The sequence below is a fragment of the Sphingomonas sp. NIBR02145 genome, from assembly GCF_027359115.1.
GTDB classification, from domain to species: domain Bacteria; phylum Pseudomonadota; class Alphaproteobacteria; order Sphingomonadales; family Sphingomonadaceae; genus Sphingomonas; species Sphingomonas kyeonggiensis_A.
In genome coordinates this window covers 4,790,296-4,808,203 of record NZ_CP114791.1, presented here as the reverse complement: position 1 = coordinate 4,808,203, position 17,908 = coordinate 4,790,296, and the positions used below count along the sequence as shown (strand labels likewise).

The window sequence follows — 17,908 nt, the reverse complement described above, 5'->3', positions numbered from 1 at the left end:
AAGTGTATCAAGCCACTAATACACAGCCAGCCCCAGCGGATTATGCCGCGGCCGGACCTTCCTTAGGGGAGACGTAAGACGGATCATGCGCGAAAGGCAGTGGCCTCCCGCCGCGCAGCGTATCCAGAACTTCTGCGAACCCGGTCTCACACCGAAAGCCGAGTCTTTGCTCGGCGCGGGCTGCGTCATAGATGCGGCCGATGCTGCTGGGAAGTTCCCATCCCTTTGCACGATATAACTCCGGTGCATCGGGGAAATGACGGGTAATTACCGTAGCGGCATCGTGCTTGAGTTCCGAGCAATCCGCGCGCGAGAAGGGTGTCGGCGCAGAAACGATGCAAGTATCGAAGCCGATTTCCGGCGCCTTCTCCAGCGCAACCAGATGCGCCCGCGCCGCGTCCTCTACCGTGAGACGGCGATTAAGCAGTTCATTCGCCTTCATATTCTCGCCGGACAGCGCATGGTGGGTATCATCATCTTCCGGGAAGAAACGGCTGGTGCGCAGCACGATGCAGTTGAGCCCGTCGTTCAGCCAGGCGAGCCGGCAGAGCTGCTCGGCGGCAAGCTTGGTGACGCCGTAGATGTTGCGCGGCTCGAGCGGGCCCGAGGCCTCATCGAGCCACACCGCCGCGTCGCCGGCCTCGTCGCGGATCGCCTGGCTGATCATCAGCGAGGTGGTGGATGTGAACACGAACCGGTCATGCCCGGCCTTCGCGGCCGCCTCGAGCAGATTGAGCGTGCCGGCGACATTGACGTCGATGAACGCCTGGGCGGGATAGCGGGCGATGTCGGGCTTGTGCAGCGCGCCGCCATGGATCACCGCCTCGATCCCCCGCTCGGCGAAGGTGCGATCGACAAGTGCCCGATCAGCGACCGATCCGGCCACATCGGTATCCACGCCCGGGGCGACATCAAGCCCGGTCACCTGGTGGCCATTCGCACGCAGCAAAGGCGCAAGGAAACGGCCGAGCCAGCCGGACGAGCCTGTCAGCAGGATATGCATCGAGGTGGATATGCCCGAGGCATCGCAGTGTCGAAAGCCCCTCCCCTTCGGGAGAGGGGCTTTAGGTCAGGAGAGCACCGGCACCGGCGAAGCCTTGGCCTCGGCCGGCTCCCGCGCGTCCTGCCATTCCGTCCGCCGCTTCACCCGGAAGTTCAGGAACAGCACCGGCAGCTTGAGAAACAGCAGCTCGGAATGAATGAAGGTGTCGATCCCCCGCTCCCACCAACGGGACTCGCGCTTGCCGTTCGCCTTGAGCCAGCCTTCATAGGGGGCCCAGTGGCTCGGCTCATCCTTCTCGATGATCCGGAAGATCTTCATCAGCACCTTGTCGCCGGTCACCAGCGGATGCCTGAGCAGGATCTCCACCTGCTTGTGCCCGCGCTGCTCGGTGAGCGAGATCACCCGGCAGAGCTTCTCGAACTGGTCATCCTCGGCGATGATCCGCCTGGTATCGAGCTCGTCGATCGTCCGGCGGAACATGATCTCGACGAAGCGGTCGATATGGCCGCAGGTCCGATCGACCTGGAGCGGCATCTTGCCCCGCAGCTCGAACCAGCGCTTGAACATGACATAATGCTTGCGCTCGTCGGCGCGGTGCTTCTCGATCGCGGCGATCAGGGCGTGGTCGTCGGGCGCACGCGCCTTCACGGCCTCGAGCACCCGGTCGATGCTCGTATAGCCCCGATGCTCGTTATAGATGTAGATCGAACCGAGCAGGTCGAGGTAGCGGCGGCGGAACCAGTCGATCATGGGCGGAGGCTACGCCCTTGCGCAGCCCCCGGCCAATTAATTCGCGTCCATGCGGCGCTGCAGCAACTTATGCCGTCGCCAGCGCCACTTCGTACTTCGCGGTGGTCTTCGCCGCGACGTCTTCCTCGCTCACGCCCGGTGCCAGCTCGATCAGACGGAAGGGCGAGCCGTGATCGGGGCGCTGGAACACCGCGAGATCGGTGATGATCATGTCGACCACATTCTTGCCGGTAAGCGGCAGGTCGCAGCTCGGCACGAACTTGGGCGCGCCATCCTTGGAGTTGTGCTCCATCACGACGATGATCTTCTTGACGCCGGCGACCAGATCCATCGCGCCGCCCATGCCCTTGATCATCTTGCCCGGGATCATCCAGTTGGCAATGTCACCGGTCTCGCTGATCTCCATCGCGCCGAGCACGGTGAGATCGATATGGCCGCCGCGGATCATCGCGAAGCTCTGCTCCGAGCCGAAATAGACCGACTGGGGCAGCTCGCTGATCGTCTGCTTGCCGGCGTTGATCAGATCGGGATCGACTTCGTCGTCAAAGGGAAACGGGCCGATGCCGAGCATGCCGTTCTCCGACTGGAGCGTCACCTCGACCCCTTCCGGGATATGGTTCGCCACCAGCGTGGGGATGCCGATGCCCAGATTGACGTAGAAGCCGTCCTGCAGCTCCTTCGCGGCGCGCGCCGCCATCTCGTCACGGGTCCAGGCCATTATTTCTTCTCCTCGGCCGGATCGGCCCATTGCTTGTCCTTGGGGAACACCTCGTCCATCCCGCCCTTGAGGCCGGAGCCGTAGACCGGGTTGGGCAGGATGAACCAGCCGCGCCCCCAGAGCGGGGCGATCAGCGTGTTGCCGGTGGTGTTGCGTCGCGCCGGCGTCGACAGGTCCCTGGCGTTGAACAGGTCGCTGAAATCACCGAGCTGGTCGCCGCCCATCGCGACGATGCAGTAGCGCTCGGCGATCTTCCAGCGCCGCTCGTCCTTGCCGCTCGGCGCACTGTCGTCGCGCAGGATCAGCGTGTCGCCCAGGGTCACCGGGCCCAGCCCGGCCTTGTTCAGCGCATCGATCGTGAAGGCCGCGGTGCTGGCCGAGCGATTGGTGTTGTAGATCACGGTGATGCCGTCGCCGCGGATCGCGGCGATCGTCTCGGCGGCGCCGGGCACGGCCTCCACCTTGTCGGCGCCGGTCTCTTCCCAGCGCGTCCAGCGGCCCTGGTCATAGCCGGGCCCACGCCTTGCCGCATCGCTTTCGAAGCCAAGGTTGAGCAGCACAGTCTCATCGACATCGAACACCACGGCAAGCGGGCGCTTGCCGCAGGTATCGAACTTGGGCGAAGTCAGGGTGGAATCGCGCGTCATCACCACCGAGCTGATCTGGCTCTTGTCGCGGCGGAAGCGCAGCTCGTCATGCAGATAACGCCACAGCGCGGCATAGGCCTGGAGGCTGAGCGCCGACGCCTCGCCCGAGCCATAGAGGAACTGCATTTCCGGCGGGACCTTGCCCGGCGCGACGGCTGCCGCGGTGGGCGCGCCGCTGGGCGGCGGCAACGCCGTCAGGCCGGTGACCTGCGCCTTCTTGCCGTCCTCGGTGACATAGACATCCCCGGCACGCGGCACGGCCTGCTTCTCGCGCTTGCTCTTCTTGCGCGCCTTGCCGTCCTGCGTGGTCTTGACCACCTGCGCACCGGCCATGAGCGGCACCGCGGCCACTGCCGCGACACAACCCGAAAGGCCGGTCGCGGCAAGCGCCAGGCCGGCTATCGCCAGGCGGCTGGTCACGCCTGCTGCGCCTCGGGGCGCGGCCGGGTGGTGCGGAACTCGATCTTCTTGTCGTAGGGCGCGCCCACGATCAGCCGCTTCACATAGATGCCGGGCAGATGGATCGCGTCATGATCCAGGCTGCCGACCGGCACCACTTCCTCCACCTCGGCGACGCAGATCCTGCCCGCGGTCGCCATCGGCTGGTTGAAGTTGCGCGCGGTCTTGCGGAAGATCAGGTTGCCGCTCTCGTCGGCCTTCCAGCCCTTGATGATCGACAGGTCGCTGCGGATGCCGCGCTCGAGGATATATTCCTCGCCGTCGAACACCTTCACTTCCTTGCCCTCGGCCACCAGCGTGCCGACGCCGGTCTTGGTGTAGAAGCCGGGGATGCCCGCCCCGCCCGCGCGGCAACGCTCGGCCAGCGTGCCCTGGGGGCAGAATTCCACTTCGAGTTCGCCCGAGAGATACTGGCGCTCGAACTCCTTGTTCTCGCCGACATAGGACGAGATCATCTTCTTCACCTGGCGGGTGCGCAGCAGTTTGCCGAGCCCCTCGCCATCGATGCCGGCATTGTTGGAAGCGATCGTCAGGTCCTTGGTGCCCGCATCGCGGATCGCGTCGATCAGCCGCTCGGGGATGCCGCACAGGCCGAACCCGCCCGCGCAGATCGTCATGCCATCGAACAGCAGCCCTTCCAGCGCTGCTTCTGCGTTGGGATAGAGCTTCTTCATCGGCGATTCTCTCCTGACTTCGCCGGGGCGATAATCCGGGCGCAGCCTGCCGGTCAAGCAAACCTGAACCGACTTTCAACTTCGTGGCGCAGCGGCGGCGCTCAGGGATCGTAGGGCCAGGGGTTGGAGCGGGCGCGCGAGCCCTGGCGGATCAACTCCTCATTGGGATCGCCTTCCGTCGGGACGTACCGGCCCTGCCCTTCGTCCCAGCGCTCGGTCGGAGCACGGCCGCGGCGCTCTTCTTCCTCTTCCGCTCTGCGCCGGCTTTCGGCTGCGGTGTGCGCGTTGACCCGGCGCATCTGGCGCCACATCGCCCGCATCAGCAGGAAGGTGAGGCCAAAGACGATGGCCACCCCGGCAAAGGCTGTCAGCTGTTCCCCCATGCGGGCATGCTAGCAAGCCCGTCATGCGCCGCAAGGGCGGCGAGGCTTCTCGGCCAACCTGAACAGAACATGATCGAGAATGGCGGTGTGGCACAAAGGCAACACGCCGAAATTGTAATTAAATTGCCATATTGCACTGCGGAATCGGAGGCCTACGTAGAGCCCCGGATGGCCATCCGAACCTGAGTAAATAAGTCCAAAGTTAGGAAATATAATGCGAATTCTCGCAGTGTCCGCGTTCGCCCTCGTGGCAGCCACCGCAACTCCCGCTTTCGCGCAGGACAGCGCCGCGCCGTTCAACGGCCCGCGCATCGAAGCCGAAGGCGGCTGGGATCACGTCGGCTCCGAGGGTGATGGCCGTTCGGGCTTCGTCTATGGCGGCGCCATCGGCTACGACAAGCAGTTCAACAACATCGTGATCGGCGCCGACGCCGAGATCACCGGCGCGACCACCAAGGAAGGTGGCGTGGAAGCCGGCCGTGACCTCTATGTCGGCGGTCGCGCAGGCTTCGTCGTCGGCGGTTCGACGCTGATCTACGGCAAGGCCGGCTACACCAATGCCCGCATCAGCGTCGGCAACGACGGCATCAACAACGACGGCTACCGTCTGGGCGCCGGCGTCGAGAAGAACTTCGGCCGCTTCTTCGGCAAGGTCGAGTATCGCTACTCGCGCTACGAGAAGATCGACCTGAACCGCGACCAGGTCGTCGCCGGCCTCGGCGTTCGCTTCTAAGCGAACCGATCAAATCCGGACAGCAAGGAGGGCCGCGCGGGCAACCGCGTGGCCCTTTTCCGTTCGGGAGATGCGGCAGGGACAAGCCCCATAACGGCCGCATGTCGGCATTGCCCGTCCCACATACTTCGGGCACGCTCCGGCCGTGCAGTTGCGCCGGCCCACCCTTTTCCGGTTCACCCTCCTGGCACTGGCTTTGGCGGGCGCCCTCGGCGTCGCCTGGCTTTTGCTGCCGCCGGCAACCGCGGATGAGCGGGCGGTCCTCGAAAAGGTGGCGAAGGCACAGCCCGTAACGACCTGCCTGGCGCTCAAGACCAGGCGGCCCTCAGGCTATCACATCCCCTGGCGTGACAAGGTGAGGGACGCCGCTATCCTTCGCGCGGACGAACTTGCCCAATCCAGGGACGTGAGCCTCGCGCTCGACCTGGAAAGCCTCATCGACAATGCGCTGAAACTGGATTGCAGGACCAGGGCCACGCTTTCCACGCCAGCTTTTTCCGGGAGCTTCGCATTCGTCGAAGTGGCCGATAAAAACTCGCGCGATGCGATCGTTCTGCAAAAGAGCGGCAAGGGATGGGAGTTCGTCAGACATTATCCGGCCCCGATCCAGAGCGTGATAGTCTAGCTTCCTCCGACCGCTGGCCCATCTTCCAGCATGATCGAGCGCTGCGCCGTCCGGTCGCCATAGCTGTGCTCGGCCACTTTCGCGCCCGCCGCCCGCAGCGCCTCCGCCCGGTCCGCCGAGCGCACCCCGAAGATCGCCGCCTCAAGCGGCATCGTCCCCGCGAACGCCGGCACCGCGCGGACCCGCTCCAGCCAGTTCGCGGTTCGCGGCCAGCGTTCCGCATCTACCTCGAACCCGGCGAGCGAAGCGTTGCGGAAGAAGCAGGCATAGGTGAAATCAGCGGTGCAGACATGATCGAACAGGAAGCCCTCGCCCGGCGCCCGCGCCTCGATCCAGTCGAGCGCCTCGGGCAGGTCCTGCGTCACCGTCTTCTCGACCAGCGCATGGTCGATCTCGCGCTTCCACACATAGGGGACGATCGTCTTCTGGTAGAAGAGCCGCCAGATGATCAGGTCGCCCAGCCGGCTGTCGGCAAACTCCTCCATCCAACGCGCCTTTGCCCGGTCGGCGGCGGCGCGCGGCATCAGCGGCGGCTCGGGCCAGCGCTCATCGACATATTCGGCGATCACCGTCGAATCGTTGAGCAGCAGATCGCCGTCGATCAGCACCGGAATCCGGCGCAAGGGACTTACCCGGGTGAATTCCTCGGTTCCGAAGAACGGCACGATCGGATCGATCTCATAGTCGACGCCCTTGTGATCAAGCGCGACGAACACCTTGCGGGCATAGGGCGAGACATGGTTGCCGATGATGAGCATGGGGCCTCCGCACTATCGCCGTTCCTGGATCAGAGCTCTATCTCGAAAAAGCGCAGCGGACCATCGCCCTCCTCCCAAACCGGCTCGCACTGGGCCGCCGCGACAAGGAATGCCGTGAGCCCCGGCGCCAGCACCTGGCGCTCGTCCTCGTCGCTGCCGATCACGATGATCTGCCCATGGCTACCGCCCGGAACCGGCGCGAGATCGACCGCATAGGCATTTCCCCCGCCATCGATCGCGAACGGAAACCAGCCGCGCCGGAAATATTCGCGCGCGACCGGCGGATCGCCCGCGCGCAGCGTGATCCATTCGTTCGGGTCGCTCTCGTCGCCCCATTCGTCGATGACGTCCACCCAGGTCCGATAATCATCGAGCGCGCGGGAGAGCGAAGCGAATTCATATCCGCCGAACAGGGGCGTCACGATCGTACCGGGCGTGGGATCGATCGGCTCATGGAAGCGCTTCTGCCCGTCCGCCCGCAGGTAGAGTTCCCGCAGGTCGTCGGAGAGGCGGAAGCCGATTTCCGCTTCCACCGCCATGATCGCCGCCCTGGTCGCCGGAGGGTTGAGCTGCGCTTCGGCGACGAAGCCGAGATCGTTCAGAAAGACGAGCCACGCATCGAACGCGGACTTGAAATCGCCAGCCATATCTGTTCCCCTTTCGTACCGTTTTCTATCGTGGGGCGGGGACGCCGAACAGCATCGGACGGGGCAGAAGACTCCGGATCGGACATAGTTCGCGGCGGTTCGCGCCATTGCCGCAGCCTATACGCCGGTAACAATCGCACGGGTTGGTCTGGCCGCGCGGCCTCGCTAGACAAGGCGCATGACCGCGAAACGTACCGGGGGCCGGATCCTCGTCGACAATCTGGTTGCGCAGGGCTGCGACCGCATCTTCCACGTGCCGGGCGAGAGCTTCCTCGCCGTGCTCGACGCGCTGCACGACACGCCGCGGATCGACGTGGTGACCTGCCGCCAGGAAGGCGGAGTCGGCTTCATGGCCTGCGCCGATGGCGCGATGACCGGCAAGCCGGGCGTGGCCTTCGTCACCCGCGGCCCGGGCGCGACCAATGCCTCGATCGGCGTGCATGTCGCGATGCAGGATTCGCAGCCGATGATCCTGTTCATCGGCGATGTCGACCGCGGCATGCGCGACCGCGAAGGCTTCCAGGAAGTCGATTTCCCCGCGATGTTCGCGCCGCTCGCAAAATGGGCGACCAAGATCGAGGACGCCCGCCGCATCCCCGAATATGTCGCCCGCGCCTATGCCGTGGCCATGTCCGGCCGACCGGGCCCGGTGGTGATCGCCCTGCCCGAGGACATGCTGTGCGACGAAGTCGAGGCTGTCGACCGGCCCGAGCTCGCCCCGCCGCTCCAGGCGCCCGACGGCTATGACCTCGACCAGATGTATGCGCTGCTGGAACAGGCCAAGCGCCCGGTCGCGATCGTCGGCGGCGCCGGCTGGGATGCCGAGACCGGCGAGGCCTTTCTCAAGTTCGCCGAGCGCATCGCCCTGCCCGTCGCCGGTGCCTTCCGCCGCCAGGACGCGATCCCCAACGCCTCGCCGGTCTGGGCCGGCAATCTGGGCTATGGCCCGAACCCGAAGCTGGTCCAGCGGATCAGGAATGCCGACCTGCTGCTGGTGGTTGGCGCCCGCCTCGGCGAAGCGACGACCGACGGCTACACCTTGGTCACGCCCGATCATCCCGGCCAGACGCTGATCCACGTCCATCCGGACCCGAACGAGCTCAACCGCGTCTATCTCGCCGACCTGCCGATCTGCGCCAAACCGTTCGAGTTCGCGGCGACGCTGGCCGCCGATGAGGACGTCGAGCTTCCGAGCTTCGACGCCGAGCAGGCACATGCCGAGTGGCTCGACTGGTCCACCCCCAAGCCCCGCGACGGCGTGGCGCTCGATCTCGGCCAGTGCGTCGCGGCGATGCGCGCGGCGATGCCGGCGGACACGATCATCTGCAACGGCGCGGGCAATTTCTCGAGCTGGTGGCATCGCTACTGGCCCTATGCTGCCCACCCCTCCCAGCTCGCCCCCACTGCCGGGGCGATGGGCTATGGCGTGCCCGCGGCGGTGGCCGCGGCGATCCGCTTCCCCGATCGCACCGCGGTCGCGCTCGCCGGCGACGGCGACTTCATGATGAACGGCCAGGAGCTTGCCACCGCCGTCCAGCATGACGCCAACCTGATCGTGCTGCTGATCGACAACTCGACCTATGGCACGATCCGCATGCACCAGGAGCGCGAATACCCCACGCGCCTCTCGGGCACGACGCTGAAGAATCCGGATTTCGCCGCGCTCGCCCGCGCCTATGGCGGCTGGGCCGAGACGGTGGAGACGACCGAGCAGTTCGCCCCTGCCCTGGCCCGGGTGCTGGAGCGCGACGGCCTGCGCCTGCTCCACCTCAAGACCGATATCGAGTTCATCACCCCGGGGCTCACCGTCTCGGGCCTGCGGAGCAAATAAAGGCGGCCAAGTGCCGATTCGAAAGGTCCCTGCCCGCTATAATGCTGAAACAGGGATTCAATCGAAGAGGCATGATATGGGCTGGCGGCACCTGCACGTCGGGCGCAAGGGCGACAATCTGACCATCCAGAACCGTCAGGTCTGGAAGGAAGAATGGCGCTGGATCAACGCGGAGACCGTCCGCCTGCCCGATCCGATGGTGCCGGTCGATATCCTCTCGCACATGATCTGCGAGATCGGCCCGAAGACCCGCCCGGTCCGCTTCGCCGCCCACAAGCTGCAGAGCGACCTGTGGAGCTTCTACATCCCGGATTGATCCCGGGCGCGCCGCCTCAGTCCAGCAACCACGAGCGCTTCGGCCCCGCGCCGGACACCAGCGGATCGTCCGGCTGCGCCAGGCGCAGCTTCGCATCGGCCAGCGGCTTGCCGGTCAGCCGGTCGATCACCATCGGCTCGACCAGCGCATCGGTCTCCATATCGACCAGCCGGCTGGTGCCGCCTTCGCCATTGTGGCGCCGGCCCCATTCGCCGATCACGTGCAATACCGGCAGGAAATCGCGCCCGGCCTCGGTCAGCACATATTCGTCCCGCGGCGGACGCTCGCTGTAGCGCCGTTTCTCCACCAGCCCCGCCTCGCCCAGCGCGCGCAGCCGCGCGGTGAGGATGTTCGGCGCGATCTTCAGGCTCACCCGCAGCTCCTCGAACCGGCGCAGGCCGAGCGATAGATCGCGCAAGATCAGCATGCTCCACGCATCCCCGACCTTTTCCAGCCCACGGGCGACCGGGCAGCAGGTCCGATTTTTTTCTTCGCTCATATCCATTGCATAATGATAGTGACTCACTATTAAATTGCAAGCGACTCGATCTCCGGGCCGCTTCGGAGACGACCCATGACTGATTCCACCCTTGGCACCGCCCTGATCACCGGCGCTTCCACCGGCATCGGCGCCGTATATGCAGACCGGCTGGCGAAGCGCGGCCATGACCTGATCCTCGTTGCCCGCGATACCGCACGCATGCAGGCGCTGGCCGAGCGCCTCACCGCCGAGACCGGCCATACTGTCGAAGTGTTTCCCGCCGACCTCACCGATGGCGACGATCTCGACCGCGTCGCTAAGCGCCTCGCCACCGACGAAGCGATCACCCTGCTGGTCAACAATGCCGGCATGTCGCTGAACGGCGGGCTGCTCGACAATGAGGGGCCGGCGATCGAGCGGCTGATCGCACTCAACATCACCGCCCCCGCCCTGCTTGCTTCGGCCGCCGGCAAGGCGTTCAAGGCACGCGGGCGCGGTGCGATCATCAACATCGCCTCCGTGCTCGCCTTCGTGCCGGAAATGTATGACGGCACCTATTCGGGCTCCAAGGCTTTCCTGCTCAACCTGTCGCTCTCGCTCGCCGGCCAGCTCGAACCGCTGGGCGTGCGCGTCCAGGCGGTACTGCCCGGCGCTACCCGCACCGAGATCTGGGAGCGGTCGGGCAAGGACGTCGACAGCTTCCCGGCCGATTTCGTGATGGGCGTGGACGATCTGGTCAACGCGGCGCTGCTCGGTTTCGACCGGGGCGAGACCGTGACGATCCCGCCGCTCGCCGACGAGGGGTTGTACACCGCCTATACCGAGGCTCGCCTCGCCATGGGCCCGCACCTTTCGAAGCGCGACGTCGCGCCGCGTTATCGCGAGGTTGTGGAGGCCTGAGCCCACCACCAACCTGTTCCCCGGCGAAGGCCGGGGTCCAGGGTTGCTCCGCCGTTGCGCTTGTGGCTCTGGGCCCCGGCCTTCGCCGGGAAACAGGTCAGCGGGAGGAGAGGCTCACCAGCCCCTCGGCGATTCCCTTCCACACCGGATCGCGCTTCCGCCGCAGCAGCTCTACTGCCGTCCGCCCTTCGGCATCGGCAATATCCCCCCGCGCGCCGGCCGCCACGAACATCGCGAAATGCCCGGCCGCGCTGCCCTTCCTGAGCATCAGGTGCAGCGCGGTCCGCCCCTTGCCGTCGCGCGCATCGGGATTGGCGCCGCCATCCAGCAATTCCTCCGCCGGACCGAACTTGCTCCAGCCCACCGCCCCCAGCAGCGGCGTCTCGCCGCGGCCCGCGCCTTCCTCGATATCCGCGCCATGCGTCAGCAGCAGCCGGATCGTCGCACGATCCTCGTTCCAGGCGGCGGCGAACAGGCAGAAATCGGGATTGCAGCCACGCTTCAGCAGATATTCGGCCAGCGGATAGTTCTGGCCGCGCGCGATAGAGAACCAGAGCGGCGTGGCCCGCCATTCCCCTTCGGTGAAAGCGGCCTCGTCCAGTCCCAGGCCCAAGCCGAGCAGCAATTCCGCCATCGCGATCGGCGTGCCGGGCACCGAACAAGCCAGGTGGAGCCAGTTCCGCCCACGCTCGTCGCGTTGGCCAAGCAGGTCGGGACGTAGCGCCAGCCCCTCGCGCACCTCCTCCACCCGGCGGCCACGCACGCTTTCCGTGAGGCTGGTCTTCGAAACCATGGCCGCATCCTAAACGCGAGCACCCGCCATACAAAGAGGCCGCCCCGGTTTCCCGGAGCGGCCTCACCCGAGTATCCGCCTGGGCGGATCAGATATCGTCGCCGAGCGCGCCCTTCACCTTGCCGATGAACTGCTGGCCCTTGCCCTTGAGCTCCTGGGCCTTGCCCTCGGCATCCAGCTTGTCGTCGGCATGGGTGCGCTGCGGGTCGGCGGGATCGCCGGCCACGGCCTGCTTGGCCTTGCCCACCAGCTCGTTGACGTTGCCCTTGATCTTGTCGGTAAGTTCGCCCATGATTCCAGTCTCCTAGCCGCGGATTGGCGCTTGGCCGCGCTTGTCATCCGTCCGACTGAAACAACGGTCCGCGCTGGAAATGGGTTCCGTCATGCCTGAGCGGATTGCCGAACATTATGAAAGACATGCGCACGCGTTCGACCATGAGCGGCGCAAGCGCTTCGCCGAACGCGCCTGGCTCGACCGATTCCTGCTGGGGGTGACGAAGGGCGCACCGGTGCTCGATCTGGGCTGCGGGGCGGGCGAGCCGATCGCGCGCTACCTGATCGCCCATCATCATCCGGTCACCGGCGTCGATGCCTCGCACGAGATGATCGCGCTGTGCCGCACCCGCTTTCCGCGCGAGCGCTGGATTGTAGCCGATATGCGCAGCGTGCCGCTCGACACCGCCTATGGTGGGATCATCGCCTGGGACAGCGCCTTCCACCTGCCCGCCGACGACCAGCTTGCCCTGATCGCGCGTCTAGCGCCCTGGCTGGCGCCGGGTGGCACCTTGCTGTTCAACACCGGCCCGGCACGCGGCACCGCAATGGGCTGCCAGTTCGGCGAGGAGCTCTTCCACGCCAGCGCCGATCCGGCCGAATATCGCGCGGTGTTCGCGAAGACTGGCCTGTTCGAAGTCGCCTACAAGCCCGAGGATGCCGCGATCGGCGGAAGATCGGTGTGGCTGGTGCGGCGGCCCCATTAGATCTGTACAACATCTCGTCACCCCGGCCTTGAGCCGGGGTCCCGCTGCCCTATCCTGACAAAGAAGAAGCGGGATCCCGGCTCAAGGCCGGGATGACGTAAGAAAACCCGGCCTCACGGTGCCACCTTCTGCAGGAACGCCAGCACCGCTGACCAGGCCGGCTCGGAGCCGTCCGGGTTCTTCGCACGCAGCAAGGTCGACGAGCCGTGCACCCCGCCCAGCTTGGGCACGAACTGCTCCTTGGCACCGGGCACCGCGGCGAGGATGTCGCGCGCCGCGTCGATCTCGTGCCCGTCCTTGGCGGAGGTCGCGAACACCGGCACCCGCACCTTGGCCGCAGCCTTCGCCACCAGCGTCTTGTCGTCGAAATATTCGCCCGGCGAGAAGGCCATCACCGCCCGCAGCTCGGGATGCTCGGCCGCGAGCAGAAATACCAGCGATGCCGAATAGCTGCTGCCCCACAGGATCACCGGCAGCTTCTTCGCCTCGGCCCAGGCAAGCGCGGCCTCCAGATCCGGCTTCGCCGCCAGATATTCGGCCGGAGTCGCGACATGGCCCGGCTTCACGCCCACGCCCTTGGCGGTCGCGTTTCCGCCGAACAGCTCGCCGCCGGCACGCTGGTCGATCCGCAGCGAGGCATAGCCCCAGGTGGCGAGGCGCGGCGCGATCGTGGCGTATTCGTCCTTGCCCGATTCGGCCTGGTGGAAGAGCAGGATCAGCGCCTTGGGCTTCTCCACGCCGGTATGGACGCCGGCGATCTTCACGCCGTCCGCCGCGGTGAGCGTCACCGGCTCGGCCGAGATCGAGCGTGCCTCCTTGGGCACGTTGGCGGGCTTGGGATGGCAGGCCGAGAGCGCCAGCAACGCAAGCGCCGCAGCAGCGCCCCGCATCAGATCAGGCCTGCCAGCGGGCTCGACGGATCGGCATAGCGGCGCTTGGCCATGCGCCCGGCACGATAGGAAAGCCGGCCGGCTTCCACTGCCGCCTTCATCGCAGCCGCCATCAGGATCGGGTCCTTGGCCTCGGCGATCGCGGTGTTCATCAGGATGCCGTCGCAGCCCAGCTCCATGCCGATCGCGGCGTCGCTAGCGCTGCCCACGCCGGCATCGACCAGCACCGGCACCTTGGCGCCTTCCACGATCAGCCGGATCGTCACCTGGTTCTGGATGCCCAGGCCCGAGCCGATCGGCGCGCCCAGCGGCATGATCGCCACCGCGCCCGCATCCTCCAGCCGCTTGGCGGCGATCGGATCGTCGACGCAATAGACCATCGGCTTGAAGCCTTCGTTCGCCAGAATTTCCGTGGCCCGGAGAGTCTCGACCATGTCCGGGTAGAGAGTCCGCGCCTCGCCCAGCACTTCGAGCTTCACCAGCTCCCAGCCGCCCGCCTCACGCGCCAGGCGCAGCGTGCGGATCGCCGATTCGGCATCGAAGCAGCCGGCGGTGTTGGGCAGGTAGGTGATCTTCTTGGGATCGATATAGTCGGTGAGCATCGGCGCGTTCGGATCGCTGACGTTCACCCGCCGCACCGCCACGGTGACGATCTCGGCGCCCGAAGCAGCCACCGCTGCCGCGTTCTGCTCGAAATCCTTGTACTTGCCGGTGCCGACGATCAGCCGCGAGCGGAAGGTCTTGCCGGCGACGCTCCACGTGTCTTCGTCCACCGGCTTGCCATGGTCGCCGCCACCGACGAAGTGGACGATCTCCAGCTCGTCGCCATCCTCGACGACCACCTGGTCCAGCGTCGAGCGCGGAACGACCTCAAGGTTGCGCTCCACCGCCAGCTTGGCGGGCACCAGGCCGAGCTCCTCGGCCAGCTGGGCGATGGTCAGGCCGGCCGTCACCCGCTTGTGCTCGCCGTTTACGGTGATGGAGACGGTGCAGTCGCTGTGCATGAACTGTCCTTGGAAATTGATCGGAAGCGCGGGCTCATATAGGGAAGCCGCTCCCGCGCCCGCAACCGAAAGGCTTGGCCTTGGCCAACACGATCTACGTCCTCAACGGTCCCAACCTGAATCTGCTGGGGCTGCGCGAGCCGGAGATCTACGGTTCGGACACGCTCGACGACATTGCCGGCCGGCTGGAAGACCGTGCCAAGGAGCTCGATCTCGAGATCGACCTGCGCCAGTCCAACCATGAGGGCCATCTGGTCGACTGGCTGCACGAGGCCCAGGCGCGCGGTGCAAAAGCCGTCTTGCTGAATGCCGGTGCCTTCACCCATACCAGCCTGGCGCTCTACGATGCGATCCGCTCGATCAGGACGCCGGTACTCGAAGTCCATCTCTCCAACCCGCTCGCCCGGGAGGAGTTTCGCCACCACAGCTATGTGGGCATGGCCGCCAAGGGAACCATCTCCGGTTTCGGGGCGCTGTCCTACATGCTTGCGCTTGAAGCCGCCGCGCTCCTCTGACAAAGGGCGCGGTTTCATCGGAAGAACGAGATCAAATGGCAGACAAGAACGACAAGGCGGGCGCCATGCAGGTTGATATCGAGCTGGTGCGCCAGCTCGCCGCGGTGCTCGACGAAACCAATCTGACCGAAATCGAGGTCGAGGACGCCGACCGCAAGGTCCGCGTCGCCCGCACCGTGCAGGCTGCGCCGGCGATCATGCAGGCGCCGATGGCCGCGCCCGTGGCCGCCCCGGTTGCCGCGCCTGCCGCTGCCGCTCCGGCCGCCGAGGCGGCGCCGGTCGCCGCGCTCAACGCCGTCAAGTCGCCGATGGTCGGCACCGCCTATCTCGCACCGAACCCGGAAGCCGCGAACTTCATCGCAGTCGGCCAGTCGGTGAAGGCCGGCGACACGCTGCTGATCATCGAGGCGATGAAGGTGATGAACCCGATCCACGCCACCTCGGCCGGCACGGTCAAGGCGATCCTGGTCGACAACGGCCAGCCGGTCGAGTTCGACCAGCCCCTCGTGGTGGTCGAGTAAGCGCCTTGCCCGAGATCAAGAAGCTTCTGATCGCCAATCGCGGCGAGATCGCGCTGCGCATCCATCGTGCCTGCCACGAGATGGGCATCAAGACCGTCGCGGTGCACTCCACCGCCGATTCGGACGCGATGCATGTCCGCCTCGCCGACGAGGCGATCTGCATCGGGCCGCCGGCTGCCGCCGAGAGCTATCTGAAGATCGACCGGATCATCGCCGCGGCGGAGATCTCGGGCGCGGATGCGATCCACCCGGGCTATGGCTTCCTCTCGGAGAACGCCAAGTTCGCCGAGATCGTCGAGGCGCACGGCATCATCTTCGTCGGCCCCAAGCCCGAGCATATCCGCACGATGGGCGACAAGATCGAGGCGAAGCGCACCGCCGGTGCGCTCGGCCTGCCGCTCGTCCCCGGCTCGGACGGCGCGATCAGCGATGTCGAGGAAGCCAAGAAGATCGCGGAAGCTGCCGGCTATCCGGTGATCATCAAGGCCGCGTCGGGCGGCGGCGGCCGCGGCATGAAGGTCGTGACCAACCCGGCCGATCTCGAAGCGCAGATGCTCCAGGCGGGCAGCGAGGCCAAGGCCGCCTTCGGCGACGCCACCGTCTATCTCGAAAAGTATCTCGGCAACCCGCGCCACATCGAAGTGCAGGTGTTCGGCGACGGCAATGGCAACGCCATCCACCTCGGCGAGCGCGACTGCTCGCTCCAGCGCCGCCACCAGAAAGTGCTCGAGGAAGCCCCCTCGCCCGTCCTCTCGTCCGAGGAGCGCGAGCGCATCGGCGGGATCTGCGCCAGGGCGATGGCCGACATGGGCTATCGCGGCGCCGGCACGATAGAGTTCCTGTGGGAAAATGGCGAGTTCTACTTCATCGAGATGAACACCCGCCTGCAGGTGGAGCATCCGGTGACCGAGGCGATCACCGGCCTCGATCTCGTCCGCGAGCAGATCCGCGTCGCCGAGGGCCATGGCCTGACGCTGCGCCAGGAGGACGTCGTCTTCCGCGGCCATGCGATCGAGTGCCGCATCAACGCCGAGGACCCGCGCACCTTCGCTCCCTCGCCGGGCCTGGTGAAGGGCTATCACGCGCCGGGCGGCATGAACGTCCGCGTCGATTCGGGCCTCTACGCCGGCTACAAGGTGCCGCCCTATTACGACTCGATGATCGCCAAGCTGATCGTCTACGGCACTACCCGCCAGGGCGCGCTGCGCCGCCTGCGCCGGGCGCTGGAGGAGTTCGTGATCGACGGGATGAAGACCACCATCCCGCTCCACCAGGCGCTGCTCGACGACCCCGAGTTCCAGAAGGGCGAGTACACGATCAAGTGGCTCGAAGAGTGGCTGGCACGCCAGGACGAGGCCTGATCCCATCCGGGATCAGGTCCGCCTGAAAGGATTCGTTACAAGTAGATCATCATCCCCATCGCTCGATTTCGGAACGTCATCGACGCCCGAACGCCGGACTTTACCGAAGCCGACTGAATGAGAAGAGATTTACTGGTATCGAATCCCATCAATTGTAGAGAGAAGCCAAAAATCTCGATTCGCCCCGGCCCGGCATCGACAGTAACTGCCGTCGGAACCGACAAAGGGCCTTCAGTCCGATCATAATCAAACCAAAAGGCAATATTGGAAGACTGGCCAGCAATCTTTGCCCGCTTGCCGCCCCAGCGCAGGTCGGCCTCCCCTGCCGGCCCCTCGTGATAGTCAACTGGCGAATAAGAAATTGGTGATGGCAGCGCCTCAATTTGCTTATGCCGTACCCCAATCACATTTCCCTTCTTACTCACGGCCATGCCGTCGGGATTGATCGAGGTGAACGCGACTTTCTGAATTCCGTCGAATTTTCCGTCGGCATTGCTGTCGATTAGGCAGGCCCCAGCCATGCCGATTCCGCTTGCGCGCAAAGGCACGCAATAGCGCCCGCTACGATTCTCGGTTGCGATTAGCACCACACCCCGGCGCAATGGCGCGCTTGGGTCGATGGACGCGCGCATAGCTAAATCGCTATTTAGCCCAACGTCTTCATCCAGCTTAATCGCAAAGGGGGCATAGGTCTTCAATTTGAGGATCGAATCTCCAGCGTGCACTGATCGCACAGCAATGTCCGCAGTTTCGACTGCTTCGACGATCACAAACCCTTCGGGCGCTTGCTGCGCTGACGCTGGACTAATAAAATTCAGCCCCCACACGACCAGGACGGCTGCCACAAGACCAAAGTGAATTTCTCGCATAGCCCCCCCCTCAAACCCAACGATTGGTATCACAACTTCTTCGTTTCAAG

Annotated in this window: 23 protein-coding genes; 9 read left to right on the top strand and 14 right to left on the bottom strand. The window is 65.6% G+C overall.

Going from position 1 to position 17,908, the window contains the following annotated elements; translation table 11 throughout:
* Positions 1 to 40 precede the first annotated feature (40 nt).
* The 6 genes from O3305_RS22325 to O3305_RS22300 form a co-directional block, all read right to left on the bottom strand.
* A complete protein-coding gene (locus O3305_RS22325) occupies positions 41 to 1,003 on the bottom strand; it encodes an NAD-dependent epimerase/dehydratase family protein (protein ID WP_269574480.1) in 963 nt (320 codons plus the stop codon).
* A gap of 66 nt (positions 1,004 to 1,069) precedes the next feature.
* Positions 1,070 to 1,753, bottom strand: a complete 684-nt coding sequence (locus tag O3305_RS22320) for a ferritin-like domain-containing protein (RefSeq protein WP_269574479.1) — start codon at positions 1,751 to 1,753, stop codon at positions 1,070 to 1,072.
* Between the two features lie 67 nt (positions 1,754 to 1,820).
* Complete coding sequence (locus O3305_RS22315) at positions 1,821 to 2,471, bottom strand: 3-oxoacid CoA-transferase subunit B (protein WP_184169491.1); 651 nt, start codon at positions 2,469 to 2,471, stop codon at positions 1,821 to 1,823.
* Positions 2,471 to 3,538 carry an HAD family acid phosphatase gene (locus O3305_RS22310; RefSeq protein ID WP_269574478.1) on the bottom strand — a complete coding sequence of 356 codons (1,068 nt, stop codon included), beginning with the start codon at positions 3,536 to 3,538 and terminating at the stop codon, positions 2,471 to 2,473. Before O3305_RS22310 ends, O3305_RS22315 begins: the two co-directional genes overlap by 1 nt.
* Positions 3,535 to 4,251 carry a CoA transferase subunit A gene (locus O3305_RS22305; RefSeq protein WP_269574477.1) on the bottom strand — a complete coding sequence of 239 codons (717 nt, stop codon included), beginning with the start codon at positions 4,249 to 4,251 and terminating at the stop codon, positions 3,535 to 3,537. Before O3305_RS22305 ends, O3305_RS22310 begins: the two co-directional genes overlap by 4 nt.
* Before the next feature lie 101 nt (positions 4,252 to 4,352).
* On the bottom strand, positions 4,353 to 4,634 hold the full coding sequence (locus O3305_RS22300; protein ID WP_184169495.1) for a hypothetical protein: 282 nt from the start codon (positions 4,632 to 4,634) through the stop codon (positions 4,353 to 4,355).
* Positions 4,635 to 4,848: 214 nt separating this feature from the next.
* Between O3305_RS22300 and O3305_RS22295 the strand changes: the two genes are divergently transcribed.
* Positions 4,849 to 5,367, top strand: a complete 519-nt coding sequence (locus tag O3305_RS22295) for an outer membrane protein (RefSeq protein WP_269574476.1) — start codon at positions 4,849 to 4,851, stop codon at positions 5,365 to 5,367.
* 145 nt (positions 5,368 to 5,512) lie between these two features.
* Positions 5,513 to 5,992 carry a hypothetical protein gene (locus O3305_RS22290; RefSeq protein ID WP_269574475.1) on the top strand — a complete coding sequence of 160 codons (480 nt, stop codon included), beginning with the start codon at positions 5,513 to 5,515 and terminating at the stop codon, positions 5,990 to 5,992.
* Here the strand turns inward: O3305_RS22290 and O3305_RS22285 are convergent.
* Entirely contained in the window at positions 5,989 to 6,750 is a 762-nt protein-coding gene (locus O3305_RS22285; RefSeq protein WP_269574474.1) for a glutathione S-transferase family protein, read from the bottom strand. The genes O3305_RS22290 and O3305_RS22285 overlap by 4 nt on opposite strands.
* Before the next feature lie 29 nt (positions 6,751 to 6,779).
* Complete coding sequence (locus tag O3305_RS22280) at positions 6,780 to 7,397, bottom strand: SMI1/KNR4 family protein (RefSeq protein ID WP_269574473.1); 618 nt, start codon at positions 7,395 to 7,397, stop codon at positions 6,780 to 6,782.
* Positions 7,398 to 7,575: 178 nt separating this feature from the next.
* Between O3305_RS22280 and O3305_RS22275 the strand changes: the two genes are divergently transcribed.
* Together O3305_RS22275 and O3305_RS22270 are read left to right on the top strand one after the other, a co-directional pair.
* Positions 7,576 to 9,228, top strand: coding sequence for a thiamine pyrophosphate-binding protein (locus tag O3305_RS22275; RefSeq protein WP_269574472.1), 1,653 nt, complete (start codon positions 7,576 to 7,578; stop codon positions 9,226 to 9,228).
* Positions 9,229 to 9,304: 76 nt separating this feature from the next.
* On the top strand, positions 9,305 to 9,544 hold the full coding sequence (locus O3305_RS22270) for a hypothetical protein (protein ID WP_184169507.1): 240 nt from the start codon (positions 9,305 to 9,307) through the stop codon (positions 9,542 to 9,544).
* Positions 9,545 to 9,560: 16 nt separating this feature from the next.
* Here O3305_RS22270 and O3305_RS22265 read toward each other — a convergent pair whose 3' ends face one another.
* Positions 9,561 to 9,971, bottom strand: coding sequence for a winged helix-turn-helix transcriptional regulator (locus tag O3305_RS22265; protein WP_269574471.1), 411 nt, complete (start codon positions 9,969 to 9,971; stop codon positions 9,561 to 9,563).
* 147 nt (positions 9,972 to 10,118) lie between these two features.
* Here O3305_RS22265 and O3305_RS22260 point away from each other — a divergent pair, with 147 nt between their 5' ends.
* Entirely contained in the window at positions 10,119 to 10,925 is an 807-nt protein-coding gene (locus O3305_RS22260) for an SDR family NAD(P)-dependent oxidoreductase (RefSeq protein ID WP_269574470.1), read from the top strand.
* A 97-nt stretch (positions 10,926 to 11,022) separates the two neighbouring features.
* Here O3305_RS22260 and O3305_RS22255 read toward each other — a convergent pair whose 3' ends face one another.
* Positions 11,023 to 11,718 carry an ankyrin repeat domain-containing protein gene (locus O3305_RS22255; RefSeq protein WP_269574469.1) on the bottom strand — a complete coding sequence of 232 codons (696 nt, stop codon included), beginning with the start codon at positions 11,716 to 11,718 and terminating at the stop codon, positions 11,023 to 11,025.
* Positions 11,719 to 11,806: 88 nt separating this feature from the next.
* Positions 11,807 to 12,010 (bottom strand): CsbD family protein, encoded by a 204-nt coding sequence (locus O3305_RS22250; RefSeq protein WP_269574468.1) that lies wholly within the window; start codon positions 12,008 to 12,010, stop codon positions 11,807 to 11,809.
* Positions 12,011 to 12,101: 91 nt separating this feature from the next.
* Here O3305_RS22250 and O3305_RS22245 point away from each other — a divergent pair, with 91 nt between their 5' ends.
* A complete protein-coding gene (locus O3305_RS22245) occupies positions 12,102 to 12,698 on the top strand; it encodes a class I SAM-dependent methyltransferase (RefSeq protein ID WP_269574467.1) in 597 nt (198 codons plus the stop codon).
* Between the two features lie 113 nt (positions 12,699 to 12,811).
* On the opposite strand, the gene O3305_RS22240 is transcribed toward O3305_RS22245, so the two are convergent.
* The gene (locus O3305_RS22240; protein ID WP_269574466.1) at positions 12,812 to 13,588 is read right to left on the bottom strand and encodes an alpha/beta hydrolase; all 777 of its coding nucleotides are present in this window, start codon (positions 13,586 to 13,588) and stop codon (positions 12,812 to 12,814) included.
* Positions 13,588 to 14,592, bottom strand: a complete 1,005-nt coding sequence (gene thiS, locus O3305_RS22235; RefSeq protein ID WP_269574465.1) for a sulfur carrier protein ThiS — start codon at positions 14,590 to 14,592, stop codon at positions 13,588 to 13,590. Before thiS ends, O3305_RS22240 begins: the two co-directional genes overlap by 1 nt.
* An 80-nt stretch (positions 14,593 to 14,672) precedes the next feature.
* On the opposite strand from thiS, the gene aroQ reads away from it, so the two are divergent.
* From aroQ to accC, 3 genes are read left to right on the top strand one after another with little or no spacing between them, the layout of a single operon-like run.
* On the top strand, positions 14,673 to 15,107 hold the full coding sequence (gene aroQ, locus O3305_RS22230) for a type II 3-dehydroquinate dehydratase (protein WP_269574464.1): 435 nt from the start codon (positions 14,673 to 14,675) through the stop codon (positions 15,105 to 15,107).
* 35 nt (positions 15,108 to 15,142) lie between these two features.
* Positions 15,143 to 15,628: an acetyl-CoA carboxylase biotin carboxyl carrier protein gene (gene accB, locus O3305_RS22225; RefSeq protein WP_184169532.1), complete on the top strand. Its 486-nt coding sequence runs from the start codon at positions 15,143 to 15,145 to the stop codon at positions 15,626 to 15,628.
* A gap of 5 nt (positions 15,629 to 15,633) precedes the next feature.
* Positions 15,634 to 16,989: an acetyl-CoA carboxylase biotin carboxylase subunit gene (gene accC, locus O3305_RS22220; protein ID WP_269574463.1), complete on the top strand. Its 1,356-nt coding sequence runs from the start codon at positions 15,634 to 15,636 to the stop codon at positions 16,987 to 16,989.
* Between the two features lie 35 nt (positions 16,990 to 17,024).
* Here accC and O3305_RS22215 read toward each other — a convergent pair whose 3' ends face one another.
* On the bottom strand, positions 17,025 to 17,858 hold the full coding sequence (locus O3305_RS22215; RefSeq protein WP_269574462.1) for a hypothetical protein: 834 nt from the start codon (positions 17,856 to 17,858) through the stop codon (positions 17,025 to 17,027).
* Positions 17,859 to 17,908: the final 50 nt, after the last annotated feature.